Origin of the sequence: Paenibacillus sinopodophylli (assembly GCF_005930355.1) — a bacterium.
GTDB classification, from domain to species: Bacteria; Bacillota; Bacilli; order Paenibacillales; family Paenibacillaceae; genus Pristimantibacillus; species Pristimantibacillus sinopodophylli.
Genome location: NZ_VDBO01000001.1, coordinates 588,728 through 607,981, shown reverse-complemented (window position 1 = coordinate 607,981; position 19,254 = coordinate 588,728). Strand labels below are relative to the sequence as shown.

Genomic DNA, 19,254 nt, shown 5'->3' with positions numbered 1-19,254 from the left:
CACTGCTTAATCACAGTCTATAGTCTTATTATAAAGCAAACTGCCTATTTAGCAAAAATGCTTATGCGTGATGTTGCAATCGTCCATAATCACTATACTGAGGAATAAAAGAACAAATTCGAAGCATTTTTATTCCCTCTTAAATGATATGCTTATAAGAGTTTGAACCACTATACAAAAGGCGGGATTACACATGTCATACTTATCCATTAGCACTTGGAGCCTGCATAGACTATTAGGACCTCTTCGCTGGACTGAATGGAATTCAGAAACAAAAAGCCACACCACTAGAGAACAAGAACAGCCAGAAATAACGACTTTATTAAATCTTCCGCAGGAAGCAGCTAAAAGAGGCTTTCAGGCACTTGAGATTTGTCATTTCCATTTCCCTTCCACCAAGACGGAATATTTACAGCAGTTGAAAACCTCCTTTCATGCTGCAAATATGAAGTTTGACACGCTGCTTGTCGACTATGGAGATCTTACAAGTTCGGATGAGAGTAAACGTGTCGCTGATTTCTCCTACATCCGAAAATGGATCGATATTGCTTCCATATGCGGTGCCAAGCAAATTAGAGTGATTGCAGGAGATGCTGCTCCTACCGATGAAGCAGCAATCGCGAAATCTGCTGCCGCATTAACGGAACTAGCCGCTTACGGGAAAAGTAAATCCGTACATGTCATCTCAGAAAACTTCAGACTGCTTACTTCAACCGCAGAGAGCAGCCTCAAGCTGCTTGAGCTAACGAACCATTCCGTTGGTTTCATTACAGATTTCGGTAACTATCATGGCGCGGGTAAAATCGAGGAAATCGGTGCAACGACCCCCTATAGTGTTTCCGTACATGTGAAGCCTACCTATGATCAAGCAGGAATCCCCGATCGAGATGAGCTTATCAATTATCTAAACAAGGTTAAGTCTACTGGATTTGATGGCGCTTACGTACTTATTTATGACGGTCCAGGCGACATGTGGGAAGGACTGGAGCGCGTAAAAGCGATCGTATCCCCTATTTTATTGACAGAGTGCTAGCACCCTCCTATACTTGAAAAGTAAATAGAATGATTATTGTTATCACTTTATCATCTGCGGACAATACTTCCTATTTCAATATGATACATAAGGAGCACGCTGATGCCGAATTTAATTGATTTTACGCTAGTTGAAAGCTTCTTTCATATTTCGCCGCAAGGTGCAGCTCGTCCTTTGCTTGAGCTTCCTGCAACCGATTTTCATAACCGAGAAGTTGCACATCACACTCTAGTTAGAGCTGGAGAAATGGTTCAAGCTACAAGCATACAATTAGCTGCCTCCTTTGTCGGGATCTCTTTTTTCAATCTTTGTATTACGAATCTTATTTTTGCTGCACAATATAACCGTTTTTTGGATTTATCGCTGCAAAATTTAACCTACCAGTTGGAATCTCATGATGATCACGCCCATTTAGGCTTCAAAATCAATGAACTCCGCTGGGTAGATGTTCCATTAGCGCAAGATGAACGCAAAGCCTTTCTAGAAGAAGCGTTTAGTTCTTCTTTTAGAAATGAAATCAATGCAATTGTTGAAGCGGTTGCGTTAGGCGCTGATGTGAAGTCTGGCATGATTTGGAGTCAAGTCGGCGGCCATATTAACGAAGTTCACCATTATGTGGTTCATAACATTAAACACCCTGCATTAGTGGAAGCATTCGAACGGGATTTGAACGTATTACTTGGGCTTGCACCCGACGTTTTCAACCGTAAGCGCAATCCTTTTGTACATAAGCCTCGTTACATTGACAATCCATGGGCTCCAGAAGGCGGTCAACTGATGATGCGTTCCTCCTGCTGTATGTATGATTGCAAAGTTGATGGCCAGAAATGCTATACCTGTCCGCGTATGCTCCCAGATGAGCGTGAAGAAAGACGAAAGCTGGCTTTAGCAGGCGCTCACTAACAAAAAACGGTTGACGAGATACACTTGTATCTCATCAGCCGTTTTTTGTTGTATATCCAAGACTCACCAAGGTAATTCTCCAACCAATGGCAGCACATAATACATATTCTAATCTGCATTTCCATTATAAAAAATAGTTATCGCAGCAATTATGTATATCAAAAAGATGATAAAATTACTTTTAATTTTCGTTTTGAACATTCGTAACAAGATGAATAACGACATTAAAATGAAAAATACTACAAAATTAACATCGACATTTCCTTTGAATGTGAAATAGAGATATAGAACAATATAAAATACAAAGATAATTTCCAAAACCATAAATATAACATTACGTTTTTTTGTTTCTTTCATGAGCATCAACATCCACTCCCTTCATTTTGATTTTTAATATGATTATGGTTTTAATAAGTCAACATAACTATAGTTATGTTGACATTAGCGTAATTAAAACAGAATTTGATATGTATCATTTCTTGTTCTAAATTGCATGTTGCTCAACTACCTCACAAAGGTAGTTCAAGCTTCCTTCAACATCCACTCCATTTTAATTAATACTTCTTCATCGAGTTCCACTCCATAAATATCTGGTTTTGAAATCCCTAACCGTTTTTAGTGATTCTCCGTGTCTAATCCTATAAATATAGGTTTTCATACATATCCCCCTGTGAAAACTCTCAAATGACTATTCTCAATCTTATCAATCATTTAATATCCAATATTTTCTGTATATCCTCCAATCAAGTTAACATAACTATAATTACGTTATCTATTCTGAAACTGAACCGGAATTTTATCAGAAATGTTATTCATCGCACTTCTAAGCTGTTTATTGTCGATATGCGTATAAATTTGTGTCGTCTCTATGCTTGCATGTCCGAGCAGCTCTTGTAGTGTTCGAATATCTGTTCCGCTGCGAATCTGCATCGTCGCGAAGGAATGGCGCAGCTTATGACTCGAGAGTCGTTTGTCTGCAAGTGCAGGCATCTTTTCTTTCAGCTGTTTAATCGTATCATCGGCTATAGTCTGAATCATACGAATCGATAGCCTTCTTCCAAACTGAGAAACAAAGAACGGATGCTCCTTGCCCTGCTTTGAATCCACGCGATCTGCGAGCGCCTCCTTCAGCATCTGGCGGAGCGCATCAGGGAGAGGCACAATTCGCCATTTCCTTCCCTTTCCCAAAATATGAATCGAGCCATCCTGCTGCAAATCCTGCACGTTCATTCGATGGATCTCTCCCACCCGCAGTCCCGCATAGGCCATTAACAATACGATGGATACATTGCGTATGTAATATTTACCCTTCATATTGAGCAGCAGCGCCTCAAGCTCATTCTCCTCCAAATAAACAGGAATACGATTTTTCTCCTGCTTCGACTTTGCAATAAGCGCGGCTGGATTGTGATTCAGATGCTCCATTTCGATCATCGCTTTGAAAAACGAGCGCAGTGAAGACAGCTTCCGATTTCGCGCCTCATCCCCCGCCCCCTTCTCTCGGCAGGCAGCCATATATCTCATAATTTCCATCTTAGAAATATGTTTCGTCTCAGTAGGGTGTATCGTCTGCAGAAAATAGTTGACGTCGCTCATATACGCTCGGTGCGTCGATTTTGTCATACCTTTATTTTTCATCCAAATGGAAAAGAGCTCGAGCTCAAGCCCATAACTATCGACAATCTCATGTTGTCCCATACGTTTTCATAACCTCCAAGTTTATCCATAAAAAACGCGCTATTTATATGATCACTACTCTAGTATTATAGTAGATTAATGGATTTGAAAGCAAACTGCGTGAAATATGTATTTCACGCAGTTTTTAGATCCTGTTTTTTCCTGCAAATAGCCGTCTGTCATACCATATATCTCGCCTTCCATCCCAAAATAAAAAAGAAGAAAGGTTTCCCCTTCTCCTTCATCCAGCTTCAGAAAGTATTAATGGCTAAGCACAACGCCTTTGGGTAAAATTCGCTCAACCTGTTCAAACACATAGCTATCATTCATCTTCTCACCAAATATGATGATCGACCCGCTATCCTCGCGCTTCCGAATCAAGCGACCGATTCCTTGTCTTAATCGCAGCAGCATATACGGCATATCTACCTGCTCGAATGGATGATCGGCATCAGTCCTTCTCGCGGCGAACAATGGATCATTCGGTGGAAATGGCAATTCCCAGACGATAACCTGCGAAAGCGACGGGCCTGGAATATCGAGTCCTTCCCAGAGAGTGACAGCACACAATATACTAGCTTCATCGTTCTGGAATTGCTCGATCAAATAACTGATCTCACTAGATCCTTCATAATAGAAGGTAAAGGCGGTTGCCGCAGCGTGCATACTAGCTTCTGCCTTAAACTGTTCAAGCTGCTCCATGGACGGGAATAGCAGAAGCGATCTTCCGCCGCTTTTCTCGAGTAGACGGAAGATTTCATCCGTCTTTTCTTTAATTCCTGGCAGCAACGCCATATCAGCATAAGCAACAGTCATTTGCTCTTCGTAGTCATATGGTGATGGGACTGAGAAGGATAACGCACTATCCATACCGAGATTATCCATCGTGTAATCGAATGAACCATTTACGGAAAGTGTAGCTGAAGAGAATACGATTGGCATTTTGCGTGAGAATACCTGCTCCTTCAGCACTTCCTTCACCCACTTAGGCATGATGACAAGCGAGGTTCCTTCTTTATCTTCAGATACCCAGCTGATAGGCTTGTCTTCCTTCTTAAATAGGGAAAGGGCGAATTGGATCATTTCCAAATGCTCTTCAACAATTTTCAGTTGATACGTATCGATGGTGTATAAACCACTTTCAAACACAAGCTCCTCTTCGATGACAGAGAGCGTGTCCTGCAAGCGATTGATTTCACGAATGAGCTCTGCGCTCCATATAATTTCGCGTCGTTCCGACGCCGGAACCTTCTGACTGTGTCGATTCATCATTTTGAATAAAAATTCACTTTGCGTAATCGCATCTTCGACAGCAACTGCCAAAGATTCACGAATCTCTTCTTGCAGCAGTCGCGTTACAATTCCTTCGAATACCGCGTGATTCAGCTTATAGGTTAACGCTTGCTGCGCTGCAGTTTCCAGCAAATGCCCTTCATCGAACACGACAGAGCTATGCTCTGGAAGTAACGGAAGCTGGCCTTCTCGTTTCCTTGCCTCGTAGGTCCAAACATGCTCCATATAGAAATCATGAGAGCATATGATGACATCGGCCGCTTTTCGATAATGATCACGCGATAACGTTTGGCCACAGCGATGGCGAACATCACAAACTAAGCAATCCTGAAATACATCCCAACCAAGCTCATTCCACTGCTCATCGTTCAAATTCGGATAATCCTTGCGATTGCCATAGGGGTGGAAACTCTGCATGGAGTCCTGCTTATGCACGAAGCTAGGAAGCTCACGATAGATGCTGTCGTACAGCTCTGCATCGTCTTGTCCGGACCTTGCTTGATCCAGCTTCTTCAAACAAATATATTGATCGGCCGATTTGCCTAATCGTGCATCGATCGTTAATTCCAAATACTTCGCCAGCTTAGCAATATCCCCTTCGGGCTTCACAAGCTGCTCAATCAGCGATTCATCGGCACATGCAATGATTGCCGGTTTTCTCGTATATCTTGCATAGGTGATCGCATACAGCAAATACACAAACGTTTTACCGGTTCCTACGCCTGCCTCTGCAAATATAGTCTGTTTGTCCGCATACGCGCGTTCCAGTTGGAAAGCCATATAAATCTGTTCATCTCGAATTTCAAATCCGGCTTCGGGAAGCTTCTCGTAGAATACGTCTGCAATCCAGTCGCTTGCTTGTGAAATAAATGATTGTTTCGGGTCAAAATCAAATGGATATTTATTCAAGGGTAGCTTGCCTCCATATAGTAGGCACAGCCGGCTGCGTATTGGCAAGCAGCCGGCTGTGAAATCTCCTTCACTTAACGTACATTCAAATATAGCACTAGAATATATGCTAAGTCAAAACATATCTATTTTATACCTGTTATTCGACCCATTTTATAAGATTTGGCGCTTCATCCAGTATGGATTCGTATTGCTCTTTCCAGCCATAAACAGCATTCGGATCAAGCTGCTTGTAGCGTTCATATTTGTGAAGACGGTCTTCAGGTCGCGCCCAACCCCAATGTTTGACACGCAGTTCAGAGGTTTGATGCGGAACGGAATATATATTTTGTGGGAATCTGCCGCAGTGCTGCGGGGTTTGTTTCCATTCGTAAGGATATCCCTCCACGTATTTGAGTAGAAAAGGTCGGTAGACGGCATGTGCATTCCAGTAAAAATCTTCACGATAATGGTCCTCCGACCAGAAATCATAGAGTCGAAACATATAAGCGAGCGTATTCTGACCCTCCAGTAACGCGGGGATTGCATCCTTGAATTTGTCCTCGAAATATTCATCCGCATCCATATTAAGAATCCACTGCGGCTGAATACGAATCGTTTCCTGCCATTGCTGTGTTCTAAGCTTGACTTCGTTATGAAACTGCGAACTTTCATTCCTGATATAGACCAAAGGGATACCTGCCAAATACTCATGAACGATATCGCCAGTATGATCTGTGCTCCCATCGTCAATAATGACCGCATGGTCGATGTATTCTCGATGATGCTCAAGCGCTTCGCGCAAATAGCGGTCCGCTTCGTTTTTCACAATCATAGATAGCACGAGCCTTGGCCCCGTCTTCGCAGCAGCAAAGATTGGTTGTCTGATCGAAGACTCCACTCTCTCTTGTTCGTGACTAACTTCTTGACTCGACTCCATGAATAGCTGCGCCCTCTCCAAATCTGAATCACGGTAAACGTGGAACGCTGGATATCGTGTGTCTACACTGAGACCAATTCCGAGGGCTGCTGCGCGAATACAGAAATGGCGGTCTTCGCCCCATATCGATAAATTCGGAATCGTTCGGAACGAAATCGGTTTCTCTAGTGCTATCCGGTTAATGTAGGTGCATGCGCCAAGGCCCCCAACCTCGTAGACGCCAGGCTGACGCAGCATCATGATGAATTGAACGGCAGCTTCGGCACCGTCCCCCGCTTTCAAAGTGGCATCGTTTTGAAAAGGCCAATACGTATCTTTCAGCCACACTTGCGGAAGCTCCATCGTATTTGGCTGCCACTGTGTCCAAAATATAGCGGATACAATTTCTTTGTCTGCTGTGACCAGAGACTGGAGCGCTTGAGGTTGCAGCAAAAGATCGGAATCGATTAGAAATAATCCATCATAATGCTGATCTCTAGCCGTATGAATGATGTCATCCTTCCAACTGGCGACTTTATCAATGAGATCATTGCTCCAGTAATGAGTAAACTCATCTCTCGCATAAGGCGTAATTGCATCACTTCTTCGCAAAGTCGCCTGACTGCCTTTCGACTGCTGCTGTAGCGTGATGAAATCATTTAGCATCCGCGATGATTCCTCATCATCGTTGTCATCAATGAAATAATAATCTAACGTAAACCCACTCGTCGAAATTCGCTCAAGTGAGGATAAAAAATAGCGTAAAACGGTCGGCCTTTGTCGGATCGGGCTTCCTATTAAAATTCGCTTCAACGTAACGCCTCCTTTATTCCAAGGAAATTGCCAAAGGAATGATAATCCTTATGAGGCATATGCATCTAATATGCGAATTTATTCAGATTGGAGGGAAATTTGCCATCGCTGCTATTCAGAAGTGGGATATGCAAGCTATCTTGATTGGCTTGTTGCTGCTTTGTTTCACCGACGCTGCTTTAACCGATATCGGCTTGCGTTTTTTGCTGATTGAAGAAATGAACCCCTTCGTTAAGCATATTTATGAATGGAATATTACTGGTTATTACACCATGAAGTTAGTACTCCCGCTGCTGCTTCTAGTTATCTACTATCATATGAAGAATCGAAAATGGATCAACCCATGCATTCTAGTGACAGTGGTTCTCTATTTTCTAGTTAACGTCTACCATCTCGTTTGGATATCCTATGGCATATGAACGAATGTAATAACACTTTTTCCGAATTGCTGTCACCTAGATGGTATGTCCTGTATAATTAGGAACAAACGCGTTCGTCAACTGAGTACAAGGAGTCTTACAGGATGTTAGACAAGCAGCAATTATCTCCAGATAAGCTTATGAAATACGTATCGAAATGGCTGCTCATCGCTGGAGCCGTCGGCCTCTTAGCTGGAACAGCAGCCGCTTTGTTCCTAGCCTCGCTTGAATGGGTGACGGAAGCTCGCGGCAATTACCCCTGGCTTCTCTGGCTCCTTCCTGCAGGAGGAGCCTTCATCAGCTTCCTTTATATGAAGTTCGGGAAAGAAGCTGGCAGAGGAAATCATCTCATTATTGAACAAATTCATTCAGGAGAAGGAAATATTCCACTTCGAATGGCTCCTCTCGTCTTGCTTGGAACACTCGTAACACATCTATTCGGTGGTTCTGCGGGCCGTGAAGGAACGGCTGTCCAGATGGGTGGCAGCTTGTCCGAATGGCTGGGCAAGCAGATCGGATTGAAGCAGAAAGACCGTCGAATCATCCTCATGTGTGGTATTAGCAGCGGATTCGGAGCCGTATTCGGCACACCGCTTGCAGGAACGATGTTCGGCCTAGAGGTTCTGGCAATCGGAGTAATTAGTTATGAGGCGCTGCTTCCTTGCTTTATTGCGAGTGTGGCGGGACATTTGGTCACAAGCGCGTGGGGAATTAATCATATCCATTATGCCATGGGTATAATTCCTCCATTCCACTGGCTGCTTATTATAAAAGTTGTTGTCGCAGCTGTTTTGTTCGGTCTAGCTGCTTCCTTCTTTACTCTTCTCACTCGTACTCTCAAACAGCTGTTCAGCAAATGGCTGATAAACCCTATGCTAAGAAGTACTGCCGGGGGCTTGCTCATCATTGCTTTCGTTTACGCACTAGGTACGCGTGACTATTTAGGCCTCGGCATACCGCTCATTCAACAAGGCTTTCAAGAAGCGGTATCCCCGTTTGTTTTTCTGCTCAAAACATTGTTTACAGCCCTTACGTTGGGGACAGGCTTTCAAGGAGGAGAGGTTACCCCGCTATTTGTAATTGGTGCGACTCTCGGAAGTGCGCTTGGCGGACTACTGCATGTTTCCGTCCCTTTCCTTGCAGCGATTGGCTTCGTCTCCGTATTCAGCGGTGCAGCCAAAACACCGATTGCCTGTTTTATTATGGGAATTGAGCTGTTTGGTTCCGAAGGTGCCATCTATCTTTTCATTGGTTGCATGCTTGCTTTTCTTTGTTCAGGCCACAGAGGAATCTATGAATCACAGAAACCTCTTGCTTATCGATTAACCGAATGAAAAATGGCTTGCTCCTTATAACGGGAGCAAGCCATTTTTATTAGAAGTAAACGATATATACGACCACCGCTAGTACGATGCGATATATCGCAAACGGCACCAGTTTGATTCTATTAATGAGCTTCAAGAAGAAACGAATGGATAGGAGAGCAAAAACAAATGCGCTTATAAAGCCTGCTATGAAAAACGGAAGCGTATCAAGCGTGAAGTACTCCCAGTTTTTGGCTAGTGATAGTAAGCTGGCACCTGTCATGATCGGAACTGCCATGATAAAGGTGAAATCCGCCGCAGCACGATGGCTCATGCCAAGTAGAACACCACCTGAGATGGTGGACCCAGAACGAGAAAATCCAGGCCATAAGGAAATACATTGAATCAAGCCAACTGATAGTGCCTGTTTATAAGTAATTTGATCCACCGACTCCACCTTCGTTTGAGCTGGACGGAACCGGTCGGCAATGATCATGAATATCGCACCAACAACAAGACCGATTAATACCGTTTTAATTGAAAATAAATAATCATCAATGTAATCATCGAACAATAATCCAAATACGCCTGCTGGTATGAGTCCAACGAATACATGTGTAAGCTTAAGCTTGCGTTTCGGTTCTGACAAGTCCTGCGTCTCTGCGCTTGCTCCACGGCGTAATCCCAGCAAATCAATAAAGCGATTTCGGAAAATAATGACAACCGCTAGTATGGAACCTAACTGGATGATGATTTTGAACGTATTTGCTACGTATTTCGTCAAAAACTGCTCCGACTGCAGCCACATGTCATCAACGATAACCATATGACCCGTCGAGGATACGGGGGCGAACTCCGTGAGCCCTTCTACAATACCCAAAATAATCGCTTTTAAAATCGTAAAAAAGTCCATTTGTCGTTGAATCTCCTAACTCTTGTAGATTAATGGTATTAGAAAATAGAAAGGCATGGAACAAATCATAACATAAATCGACCTCGCTCAACAATCCGCCTAAGGAAGTGAGCCCCTAGTTGTAATTGTGCTAGCTTACATGAAAAATCGCCGCAAGCTCTTGGTTAGAGCGACAGCGATTTTGATGAATCAAATAACGTTCTTTAGTAACAATCAACCGAAACGCTGGCGGTAGCCGCATTTCCGGCACAGCTCCTCCACTGCTTCTCGCCTGGAGAAGCCCTCATAAAGCTTTGTCGACCGATCGTTCTCGATAATCTCAGAGAAATGTGTGTCATGAATATTCCCGAGATTAATGACGCCCTCACCATCAAGGCAGCATGGAATAACGGTGCCATCAATAAGAATGCCCGCTTGATTGCGCAGTGCATGGCAGAACCCTTTTCCGTTGTACTCCGGCTCCTTCAGGTCGGGCCATTTGAACTCTGGATCTTGGTTTAAATAAATACGTTCAGCGATTTTGACACCGGAACCAGGAATGAATTTTTCTTCGATTTTAAAATCCAGAGCGAATGCTTTCTCGATCATACCGAGCAATTCGCGGTTTTTATTTTTTTGCTGATTCGTTTCATTATCCATTTCCAGATTCCATAGCCGAAACGAAATAATAATCTTGCTGTTTGCTACAGCTTCCTTCACGAAGGATAGAATCTCAGCTAAATAGCCTTCTTTATTCGTCGAACCTGCATGGCCGTCAAAGCTGTGCAAGGAGAAATTAATCTGCCTTAGGGCAGGCTTGTTCAGTAGTTTTTCTTTGTTTTTCGTAATGAGCGTGCCGTTCGACGTTATATTCACTTTGAAGCCCAGCTCATGGCTAATATCGAGCAGCTCGTCCATCTTTGGATGCAGCATCGGCTCACCTTTTACGTGGAAGTAAATATAATCGGTGTGAGGCTTAATCTGCAGAAGCGTTTTGCGGAAATCCTCTACTTTTATGAAGCCTTTCGCGCGCAGGGTCGGTGGACAGAAGCTGCAGGATAAGTTGCAAATGCTTGTCGTCTCTATATAAAACTTTTTAAACTTTTTCATTGGTAGTAAGCTCCGTTTCCTAATGACCCAGCAGCCTGAGTCTCGCTAGCTTGAATCTTGCTATGTTGTCTTATGCTATTATACAACGCCGAAGTGGAAGTGACAAAAAGGAATAAACAGCCTCTGCCGTCTATTCCCTTCTTTCTTCTCGTATTGGTCGAATGCCGATCGGCTCGCTACCGGGCTTGATCTCTATAAATGCGGCTTGAAAGGAGCCTTTATACCGAAATATCGGACCAAGCCATGGATGGCGAACATCGACTGTTATTTTGTAACAACCCTCATCGTCATCATACCACTCATGGACTTCTGCAGCTCCTGTGAAATAATCTGGAATACGGAACTGCAATAATCCTTCATAAAATCGTTGTTGCTTGGAATGAAATTTAATGCCTTTTTTATCAGAAACAGAAAGTGCCAAATCCACAGCCATATGCTGTTTATTACCCAAATAGTCAACAATCCCGCCATGCTCACCACTAAAAATCATCGTCGCATCGAAATGCCTTACTTTTCGCGGGAACTGAAACTTCCTAATCCAAGTAACCGTTTCTCTCCCATATTGATCTCTATAAGCATAATTCTCGATCGAGAATGGAACGTTGGTACCGCTATGCGGAAACATAATATGACGAGTTGCCCCTGCCAATAACGGCAGATTGACAAGCTTGTTGTGCCAAATTAGCTTCATGACCCCACTTCCGATTGAAGCGGTGTTGCTTGAACTGCTCATGCCAAATCGCTGCTGAATGCGGGGATGGAGTTCAAGAAATGCTGAACCGAGTACTTGCTCATAAATGGAAAGCATGCTTATTCTCCTTCCTTTCGTTTCATTGATTTAAAACGCCTTATACAACGACTGGCAAGTGGCAGATGTTTGATGCTCCATATTGAAACGAAGCATAATACGATCATAGGAACAGATAACGTTAGTGGATTAAATGGCGCTGTCAGCGAATAAGGAGTTGCTGCTATCATCGGGATGGATAATAAGAGCAGCAGAGCGATTTGTCCATAAAACAATCGTTTTTGTCGATGCAAACATACTGTCAAGATGCCTATTATGATTTCGAGAATGCCGATCCCCTTAATAAGCTGTAATTCAAATCCAGTAAACCAACCTAATTGTTGCAGCATTGGCAGCTCGCCAGTTTCCGGAAAGAGCAGCTTGGGAACAATACCTTCAAAGATCCACAGCAGCATGAGCGCTATAACACATAGATAGTGAACCATCGCTCTCTCCGCTATGACTGAAGGCGGAACCTTCTCCTCTAACCAAATACGAAGTCTATCAAAGCTCCATGCTGTAGCATAGCTGAATAATGGTCTAAACAAATAAAGATCGACCAGCCAGCCAACAACACCAAAGCGGGTTTTATAGTCAAATAATGTGCTAAACCTCAGCTTCCCCTCCTTTTCTTCGTACTTCCAGTAGCCTCCGCCCGAGGATATTAGTGATAAGGGCTGCGCGGAAGAAAAAGATAGGGTGGACCTATGCTCTCCGTTTTGACCGTGTGATGTATGACTCGTTTCGCCTGTTCCTGTTATTTGAAGTCCAAAACCAATTCGTGTTGTATAACGAAAGGTTTGTATTTGTGCTTCACCTGTTCTAGGCAAATAATCAATTGCCGAGAAACGCAGGTCCCATTGCTCATGAAGCTCCGGTATTTGCGTATGCTTCCATAGCTCAGCGAAAGATGTTTGCATAACAAGCTCCACAAAGATCGGCTTTCTTCTCATCTTTTATCCATCTCCTTCTCAGCCCCATAGATGCCACCTGTTATGAATCTACCCGACAGCTCATGCATCGGCAGGATGCATGTTTCCGTATTCCTAAAGAAACGGTAACGATTAAAGGCTACAAAATCATAGATCACATCACGCAATGAAAGCGGGAAATAAAAGAGCGGATTACAGTACTTCCACCAGCCATCAAGTCTTACTAATACACGCAGCGCAGCTTCTGATTTCACATTATATTGCCCTGCATGAATCATCACGAATGTATGGATATCGCTAACTGGAAGATTGCCTTCCTTAAGCAGTTTCTGCCCTGCAGCTGATTGAAGCGCAGCAAATCGAAATTGATTTTTTTTATCCCGTTTAGCTACAAACTGAGTAATACCATTGCATAACAGGCAATTTCCGTCTATGAGAAGTATAATCGGCAAAGATTTATCTACAGCTGTTTTCACTTTAATCCCGCCCTCTCTTCCTTCATTGTAACGGCATATTCTAGCCTTCCGGCAGTCCTATCTTTATTAGAACGACAAATAGGGAGGTACTACGAATCGTAGTACCTCCCTATGCACATAGACTATCCTGATTATTTTCTTTGATTATCCCTCATCATTAAGCCTTTTCTTCTAACCTTCTCGACAGCTTCCCGACTGCTTCGCACACCGATTTTTTTCAACATTTTATTCACTTGATTTTTGAGCGTGCTTTCTGCTTTGAATAGCTTCTCTTCAATTTGCGATTGTGTGTAACCAGCCTCTATACGCTCGAACACCTCACGCTCAGCACCAGTCAAGTCCTTCAATTGCTCTTCACGCTTCAACCGAGATAGTTCTTTGAGCAATGCTTCCATCGGTGCAGGATGATGATAGACGCTGCGTATGACTTGCGGAAGCTCTTTGTAACGCGTTTTCTCCAAATAGTGCACGGCGCCCGCTGTAAAAGCTTGCGTCATCGTCTTCTCGTCATTTAAAGAAGTTAACATAATGATCTTAGCTGAGGAGTGCTCATGCATCAATATCGAAGTTTGAATGCCGTCTAACTTGCTGCCATCAAGCTGAATGTCCATTAGAATGACATCAACAGGGATAGAGCTTGCTAGTTGTATCGCATCCGTTGAATTCGACGCTGTACCAACTACCATCAGATCCGGTTCTTGACTTAAGAAAAAGGTTAGCGCCTTTATCCAGTCCTCGTCATCCTCAACGATAACCATTTTAATTGTGCTCATGCCCGTCTCCTCCTTCAAAAACACGAACGACTTTTCGCTTCGGCCAAAGCAATGTAACCCTCGTTCCCTTACCAAGCTCACTTGTCAATGTGACTCTGGCTCCGCTTTTTTGAATGACGTTATATACATAAGAAAGGCCAAGTCCGAAATTACGACCAGTTTTGCCGCTGCTAAAAAATGGATCAAATACTAAACTGAGCTTATCTGCTGGTATGCCAGCACCGCTATCTTGAATAGAAAGCTCTACGCTGTTTTTATGTGCTGCAAGCCTCACTTTAATCAAACCGCCCTGTGGCATCGCTTCACTTGCATTCATCAAAAGATTGCCAATTGCTTCGCTTATATGTACGGGATCGCACTGGATTACTGGCTTTATCAAGTATTCAGAATGAATGGTAATGTTCTGTCGCACAAGCAAAGCGTTGTGCTGGTTTAGCGTATTCTTGACAAGATGTCTAAGTCGAACAGGCTTCTCCTGCAAACGAATGTCTTTGATTTGGCTCTGAATCCGATCCATCATATCAAGCAAATGATTCGTTGCATTCGTAATTATTTGTGTATGCTGTTTGGATTGCTCGTTCGAATCCAGCAGTATACGATTTAAATTTTCAGTACTGATCGAGATTTTGCCAACCTCATTCTTAATCGTATGATTGAGCAGCGCAGCTCCCGAGCTGACAGCTCGCATCGTACTCTCCATTGGATCATGCTCGAATCGAAGACGAACCCCAAGCACACCATACATAAACGTGAATAGCAGTGCTGCAGCGAGGGAATATATGATAAACACCGATATATAATTAAAAAACTCAAATTCAGGAGAAATGACCTTAGCTACATAAATAAAAAATAACACAGCCAGCAGCGTAGGAACAATAATGACGGTAGTGATAAATCTATTACGTCTAAGCCGAGAATCCCTTTCTCTCCAGAAGGAATGAATTAATAAATAACAGGAAAGTAAATAGTAAGGAGCGCTCCACAGCAGAAGCAACTGAAAGAACCTTTGCTGACTAATCGACAACAACATAGCGATCAGCATCAACAGAATAGGGATCGCAAAATATAGTTTGGTAAAGTCTTTCTTGTGGATCGTTTTTAACCTATTCGTATAAATGAAACTAAATATAAGGATGCAATAAGGGGTTACGGTATAATTTATAAATTGCAAGATATGGGATATGAACGTATGTCCATTTCCTGAAATGAGATCAGCTAGACCACCGACAGAAGCTGCCGCCAAGAAATAGGCTGCCCAGCGATTTGATCCGCTCTTTGGATTATTAACGTAGACGATTACTCCAGCCATAAATAAAGCGATAAAATACAACAGCATAAGGCTTTACCTTCCTGTCATTGTTTGGTACATCTATACTACCATAATGAGCGCGTCGTTCGTCCATTGTTTCGCTAGTCGCACAAAAAAATCCCAATCTGCTCGATTGCGCAGAATTGGGATTTCTAGTGAAGCTGTTATTAATAATCTGATTTCGGCTTGCGCGGCTGTGGTTTTGGCTTGTTCTGTACGGCCGGCAAATGACGCATGCTTCTAAGCATAGGCCCTTTGCATATTGGGCAACTTTGCTCGCTTGCAGCAAACTCGTCTCTTACCCATGCTTTGCAATCCGGATTTTTGCATTTGAAAATTTTAGTCGCTTTTAGTTTCGGTTTATCGTCTTCAGTTGTAGCCACGCTGTGGTATTCCCCTTTTCGTCTCTATGCATATGCCATTAATCATTTATGTCGTTAAGTAAACAGGAAGCACGCAAACCGGCTTGGATAACTTAACGTTATTTCCTGTTGAAGCTAGTTTTCCGCTATCGCGATCAACTGTGAATGTTACGATATTATCTGTATCTCGATTAGCTGCAAGCAAAAATCTTCCGCTTGGTGTTAAGGCAAAGTGGCGCGGATGACCACCTTCAACAGAAAAATGCTGAACAAGCGAAAGACTGCCACTTTGATCATCAATCGCAAATACGACAATACTGTCATGACCGCGGTTGGAGCCATACAAATAACGGCCATCTGTTGATACAGTAATTTCTGCACATGAATTCTCGCCTTCAAAGTCAGCAGGAAGCGTGCTTACTGTTTGCAGTGTAATTAACTGACCTGTCTCCTTATCATATGTAAAAGAAGTAATCGAAGAATCCACTTCATTAATGACGTAGACAAATTTGCCGTTCGGATGGAAGGTCAAGTGACGCGGGCCTGCACCAGGGTGCAGCGCTGCGCTTGATTGATGAACCAGCTTACCTGCCTCTGCGTCAAGCTTATACGTCACGATTCGATCGAGTCCCAAATCAGAGACGAGCAGGAAGCGGCCATCCGGACTATAAAACGACGAGTGAGGATGAGGACGATCCTGACGCTCAGGATGTTTACTGCTGCCTTCATGCTGTTGAACATCCAGATCTCTGCCAATCGTACCGTCTTCGTTAATGCCGAAGAGTCCGATCATTCCGCCGTGGTAGCTCGTCACAGTCAAAAACCGGCTTTCCGCATCACGCTGAATGTGGCAGGTTGTAGAATCGACTGTTATTTTACGATTCAATAGGCTTAGACTACCTTTGCTTGGATTGATAGCGAATGCTGCGGCTTCACCAACCTTTTGTCCAGCGTCATTAACGGTTTCAGCGATCGCATATAACAGGTTGCGGTCTGCATCTACATTCAGAAAAGTAGGATTTTTAAGTCCATCCACCGAGTCAGTTAGCTGTAATATACCCGTTTCCTCATCGAATACATACACATGCACGCCTTTTTCTTCTGCTTCCGCATAAGATCCAGCGAATACAAACAATCGTTGTTTTTCAACTGTCAAATAAATTCCCCCCTCAACATGTGCGAGTCATTGATTATGAATCAACGACTTATCATAATACCGTTATCTATTATAAGACTTGATGGCTCAACAGACAAATGGATTATGAATTATAATTTCTTATCAGTTGTACTTTCAAATAATTCAATAATTTCGCCATCCGGGCCTTTGAAAAACGCGATACGAACAGGGATATCATGAATAACAATTTCCTTCGGTTCAACCGTTATCTCCATCCCTGCTTCTCTAGCGAGCTCAATCGCATCCGTAACATTATCAGAGCGTAATGCGAAATGCAGAAACGCACCTTCATCCTTCTGTCCTTCCTTGCCGCCTGCAAAAACCTCTAAATAATTGCCGTCACCTGTGTCCAGCATAATGCCGCGTGAATCACCTTCACCCCAGCGGATGCGTTCTGTAAAACCTAAAACCTCTGTATAGAAGGCTACCGTCTTATCGAAATCATACACGCGAATGGCAATATGGTGAAAGCCGCCGCCGCCAATTTTTGTGTTTGTCCCCATTATGAACAACTCCCCAATTTTAAATTTGTTAATTTCCTTAATTCAAACGAAATTAAGACTTAGAGGAATCAGGTGCACAATAGCCATCTGTACAAAGAGCGTCCTTATCCGTTTCATTGACTTGAATGAAGGTAGGATGCTTCTCTTCCCAGGCTTTGTTCAGGGTATCCAGAAATACTTCTGGAGATTGTGCACCGGAAACCGCATATTTGCGATCAACGACATAGAATGGTACACCTTTTATGCCGAGGCTGCTGCCCTCTTCTTCTTCATCACGTACGACATCAGAGAATTGGCTTGTTTGAAGCATAGCTAATACTTCTTTGGCATTCAAACCTGCTTCCGAGGCAAGATTAACGAGTTGATCATGGTTTCCAATGTTATGTCCATCTGTGAAATGTGCTTTGAATAATCGTTCAGACATTTCTATTTCCTTGCCATGTTGGGCAGCATATTTAACGAGTCGGTGCGCATCGAACGTATTCGTTGATACAGCTAACTCGAAATGGAATTCCAATCCGACAGCTGCAGCTTGTTCTGCAACATTCAGCGTCATTTCCTTAGCTTTCTCCAAGCTCATGCCGTATTTGGCTGCAAGCATGCTATAGGTACTGATATTTGAATTCGGATCAGCACCCGGATCAAGCTCGAAGCTCTTGTATGTCATTTCAATGCTGTCCTTATGAGTGAATTTCTCAAACGCAAGCTCGAACTTTCTTTTACCTATATAACAGAACGGACACACATAATCCGACCAAATTTCTACTTTCAACTTGAACACCTCCGGCAGTTTTAAAAAAAGTTGGATACTTTCTTTCTTATTGTAACATGATTGAATTCATTATTGATAATCTGTGCTCGAATCAATTAACATAAAAAAATCCTTACCGTAAGCCGCACTGCAGCTAAACGATAAGGATACAGAAACCTTATACGGCAAATATATGGCGACCGATTTGGATCGTCTGCTTACGAGACCATATCCAATCTGACGTTGCGGTTACTGGATTGAAGTAGTAGAGCGCACCATTCGTTGGATCATAGCCTTTGACTGCTTCCTGCGCTGCTTGATAAGCAAGCTTATTAGGTGTAAGTTTGTACTGCCCGTCATCAACGGCTGTGAATGCTTGCGGCTGCTCAATGACTTCTCTGATCGAATTAGGGAAGCTTGGGGAGGCTAGCCGATTCATCACGACAGCTCCGACTGCAACTTGTCCCTTATACGATTCGCCACGTGCCTCTGCATATATAATTCTGGCAAGCAAATCAAGCTCCACTTTATTCACCGACACCTTTTTGAGTGCTTCCCATGTACGAGCACCAGCAATTCCATCAACAGCTAAGCCATATTCCTTCTGAAACCGTTTCAGAGAATCGAGTGTAGTCGTTCCGAAATAAGTAGTTACGTCCGTATTAAAGTACCCTATTGTCTTTAATCGATATTGCAAATCAGGAACATCAGCACCTGAATTCCCGACCTTTAGTGTAGCCGGTTCAGCAGCATGAGCTGCTTCCGCAGGCAATTGGAATATCAACATCATACTAAGAAAAAGCGACATACTATATGTGATTAATTTGTTGTTCATCGTTAGAATGAACCTCCCTTTTCAATTGCGCGTGCACGTTCCTCGCAAATTGGAATAAGATTGGCAACCTGTCGACTGGCTCGTTCGAGTTTAGCACA

At 43.2% G+C, this 19,254-nt stretch carries 19 protein-coding genes; 4 read left to right on the top strand and 15 right to left on the bottom strand.

The window, feature by feature from the left end:
- The first annotated feature begins 193 nt into the window (after positions 1–193).
- Together FGT79_RS02615 and FGT79_RS02610 are read left to right on the top strand one after the other, a co-directional pair.
- Positions 194–1,033 (top strand): sugar phosphate isomerase/epimerase family protein, encoded by an 840-nt coding sequence (locus FGT79_RS02615; protein WP_138751226.1) that lies wholly within the window; start codon positions 194–196, stop codon positions 1,031–1,033.
- A 102-nt stretch (positions 1,034–1,135) separates the two neighbouring features.
- Positions 1,136–1,936 carry an IucA/IucC family C-terminal-domain containing protein gene (locus FGT79_RS02610; RefSeq protein ID WP_138751225.1) on the top strand — a complete coding sequence of 267 codons (801 nt, stop codon included), beginning with the start codon at positions 1,136–1,138 and terminating at the stop codon, positions 1,934–1,936.
- A 768-nt stretch (positions 1,937–2,704) separates the two neighbouring features.
- Here the strand turns inward: FGT79_RS02610 and FGT79_RS02605 are convergent.
- The 3 genes from FGT79_RS02605 to FGT79_RS02595 all read right to left on the bottom strand — a co-directional run bounded on the left by FGT79_RS02605 (position 2,705) and on the right by FGT79_RS02595 (position 7,526).
- Positions 2,705–3,634, bottom strand: coding sequence for a tyrosine-type recombinase/integrase (locus tag FGT79_RS02605; RefSeq protein WP_138751224.1), 930 nt, complete (start codon positions 3,632–3,634; stop codon positions 2,705–2,707).
- Between the two features lie 240 nt (positions 3,635–3,874).
- Positions 3,875–5,815, bottom strand: a complete 1,941-nt coding sequence (locus FGT79_RS02600) for an ATP-dependent DNA helicase (RefSeq protein ID WP_138751223.1) — start codon at positions 5,813–5,815, stop codon at positions 3,875–3,877.
- A gap of 139 nt (positions 5,816–5,954) precedes the next feature.
- On the bottom strand, positions 5,955–7,526 hold the full coding sequence (locus FGT79_RS02595; RefSeq protein WP_138751222.1) for a glycosyltransferase: 1,572 nt from the start codon (positions 7,524–7,526) through the stop codon (positions 5,955–5,957).
- Positions 7,527–7,576: 50 nt separating this feature from the next.
- Here FGT79_RS02595 and FGT79_RS02590 point away from each other — a divergent pair, with 50 nt between their 5' ends.
- Positions 7,577–7,945 (top strand): DUF5658 family protein, encoded by a 369-nt coding sequence (locus FGT79_RS02590; RefSeq protein WP_138751221.1) that lies wholly within the window; start codon positions 7,577–7,579, stop codon positions 7,943–7,945.
- 104 nt (positions 7,946–8,049) lie between these two features.
- The gene (locus FGT79_RS02585; RefSeq protein ID WP_138751220.1) at positions 8,050–9,279 is read left to right on the top strand and encodes a voltage-gated chloride channel family protein; all 1,230 of its coding nucleotides are present in this window, start codon (positions 8,050–8,052) and stop codon (positions 9,277–9,279) included.
- 40 nt (positions 9,280–9,319) lie between these two features.
- Here FGT79_RS02585 and FGT79_RS02580 read toward each other — a convergent pair whose 3' ends face one another.
- The 12 genes from FGT79_RS02580 to FGT79_RS02525 form a co-directional block, all read right to left on the bottom strand.
- A complete protein-coding gene (locus tag FGT79_RS02580; RefSeq protein ID WP_138751219.1) occupies positions 9,320–10,162 on the bottom strand; it encodes an undecaprenyl-diphosphate phosphatase in 843 nt (280 codons plus the stop codon).
- Positions 10,163–10,375: 213 nt separating this feature from the next.
- Positions 10,376–11,251, bottom strand: a complete 876-nt coding sequence (locus FGT79_RS02575; protein ID WP_138751218.1) for a radical SAM/SPASM domain-containing protein — start codon at positions 11,249–11,251, stop codon at positions 10,376–10,378.
- 130 nt (positions 11,252–11,381) lie between these two features.
- Positions 11,382–12,059 (bottom strand): DUF4166 domain-containing protein, encoded by a 678-nt coding sequence (locus tag FGT79_RS02570; protein ID WP_138751217.1) that lies wholly within the window; start codon positions 12,057–12,059, stop codon positions 11,382–11,384.
- Positions 12,060–12,061: 2 nt separating this feature from the next.
- Positions 12,062–12,991 carry a DoxX-like family protein gene (locus FGT79_RS02565; protein WP_138751216.1) on the bottom strand — a complete coding sequence of 310 codons (930 nt, stop codon included), beginning with the start codon at positions 12,989–12,991 and terminating at the stop codon, positions 12,062–12,064.
- On the bottom strand, positions 12,988–13,446 hold the full coding sequence (locus FGT79_RS02560; RefSeq protein WP_171056049.1) for a thiol-disulfide oxidoreductase DCC family protein: 459 nt from the start codon (positions 13,444–13,446) through the stop codon (positions 12,988–12,990). Before FGT79_RS02560 ends, FGT79_RS02565 begins: the two co-directional genes overlap by 4 nt.
- 131 nt (positions 13,447–13,577) lie before the next feature.
- Positions 13,578–14,219: a response regulator transcription factor gene (locus FGT79_RS02555; protein WP_138751214.1), complete on the bottom strand. Its 642-nt coding sequence runs from the start codon at positions 14,217–14,219 to the stop codon at positions 13,578–13,580.
- Positions 14,206–15,555 carry a sensor histidine kinase gene (locus FGT79_RS02550; RefSeq protein ID WP_138751213.1) on the bottom strand — a complete coding sequence of 450 codons (1,350 nt, stop codon included), beginning with the start codon at positions 15,553–15,555 and terminating at the stop codon, positions 14,206–14,208. Before FGT79_RS02550 ends, FGT79_RS02555 begins: the two co-directional genes overlap by 14 nt.
- Before the next feature lie 140 nt (positions 15,556–15,695).
- Positions 15,696–15,911, bottom strand: coding sequence for a cold-inducible protein YdjO-related protein (locus FGT79_RS02545; protein ID WP_138751212.1), 216 nt, complete (start codon positions 15,909–15,911; stop codon positions 15,696–15,698).
- 46 nt (positions 15,912–15,957) lie between these two features.
- Positions 15,958–17,046, bottom strand: coding sequence for a lactonase family protein (locus FGT79_RS02540; protein ID WP_138751211.1), 1,089 nt, complete (start codon positions 17,044–17,046; stop codon positions 15,958–15,960).
- A gap of 110 nt (positions 17,047–17,156) precedes the next feature.
- Positions 17,157–17,570 carry a VOC family protein gene (locus FGT79_RS02535; RefSeq protein ID WP_138751210.1) on the bottom strand — a complete coding sequence of 138 codons (414 nt, stop codon included), beginning with the start codon at positions 17,568–17,570 and terminating at the stop codon, positions 17,157–17,159.
- Between the two features lie 52 nt (positions 17,571–17,622).
- Positions 17,623–18,342, bottom strand: coding sequence for a DsbA family oxidoreductase (locus FGT79_RS02530; protein WP_138751209.1), 720 nt, complete (start codon positions 18,340–18,342; stop codon positions 17,623–17,625).
- Between the two features lie 157 nt (positions 18,343–18,499).
- On the bottom strand, positions 18,500–19,156 hold the full coding sequence (locus tag FGT79_RS02525) for a cell wall hydrolase (RefSeq protein WP_246096108.1): 657 nt from the start codon (positions 19,154–19,156) through the stop codon (positions 18,500–18,502).
- Positions 19,157–19,254 lie beyond the last annotated feature (98 nt).

Coding starts and splice junctions, on each gene's coding strand:
- FGT79_RS02615 (WP_138751226.1), top strand. CDS start 194: ATGTCATACTTATCCATTAGCACTTGGAGCCTGCATAGACTATTAGGA.
- FGT79_RS02610 (WP_138751225.1), top strand. CDS start 1,136: ATGCCGAATTTAATTGATTTTACGCTAGTTGAAAGCTTCTTTCATATT.
- FGT79_RS02605 (WP_138751224.1), bottom strand. CDS start 3,634: ATGGGACAACATGAGATTGTCGATAGTTATGGGCTTGAGCTCGAGCTC.
- FGT79_RS02590 (WP_138751221.1), top strand. CDS start 7,577: ATGAGGCATATGCATCTAATATGCGAATTTATTCAGATTGGAGGGAAA.
- FGT79_RS02585 (WP_138751220.1), top strand. CDS start 8,050: ATGTTAGACAAGCAGCAATTATCTCCAGATAAGCTTATGAAATACGTA.
- FGT79_RS02580 (WP_138751219.1), bottom strand. CDS start 10,162: ATGGACTTTTTTACGATTTTAAAAGCGATTATTTTGGGTATTGTAGAA.
- FGT79_RS02575 (WP_138751218.1), bottom strand. CDS start 11,251: ATGAAAAAGTTTAAAAAGTTTTATATAGAGACGACAAGCATTTGCAAC.
- FGT79_RS02570 (WP_138751217.1), bottom strand. CDS start 12,059: ATGCTTTCCATTTATGAGCAAGTACTCGGTTCAGCATTTCTTGAACTC.
- FGT79_RS02565 (WP_138751216.1), bottom strand. CDS start 12,991: ATGAGAAGAAAGCCGATCTTTGTGGAGCTTGTTATGCAAACATCTTTC.
- FGT79_RS02555 (WP_138751214.1), bottom strand. CDS start 14,219: ATGAGCACAATTAAAATGGTTATCGTTGAGGATGACGAGGACTGGATA.
- FGT79_RS02550 (WP_138751213.1), bottom strand. CDS start 15,555: ATGCTGTTGTATTTTATCGCTTTATTTATGGCTGGAGTAATCGTCTAC.
- FGT79_RS02535 (WP_138751210.1), bottom strand. CDS start 17,570: ATGGGGACAAACACAAAAATTGGCGGCGGCGGCTTTCACCATATTGCC.
- FGT79_RS02525 (WP_246096108.1), bottom strand. CDS start 19,156: ATGAACAACAAATTAATCACATATAGTATGTCGCTTTTTCTTAGTATG.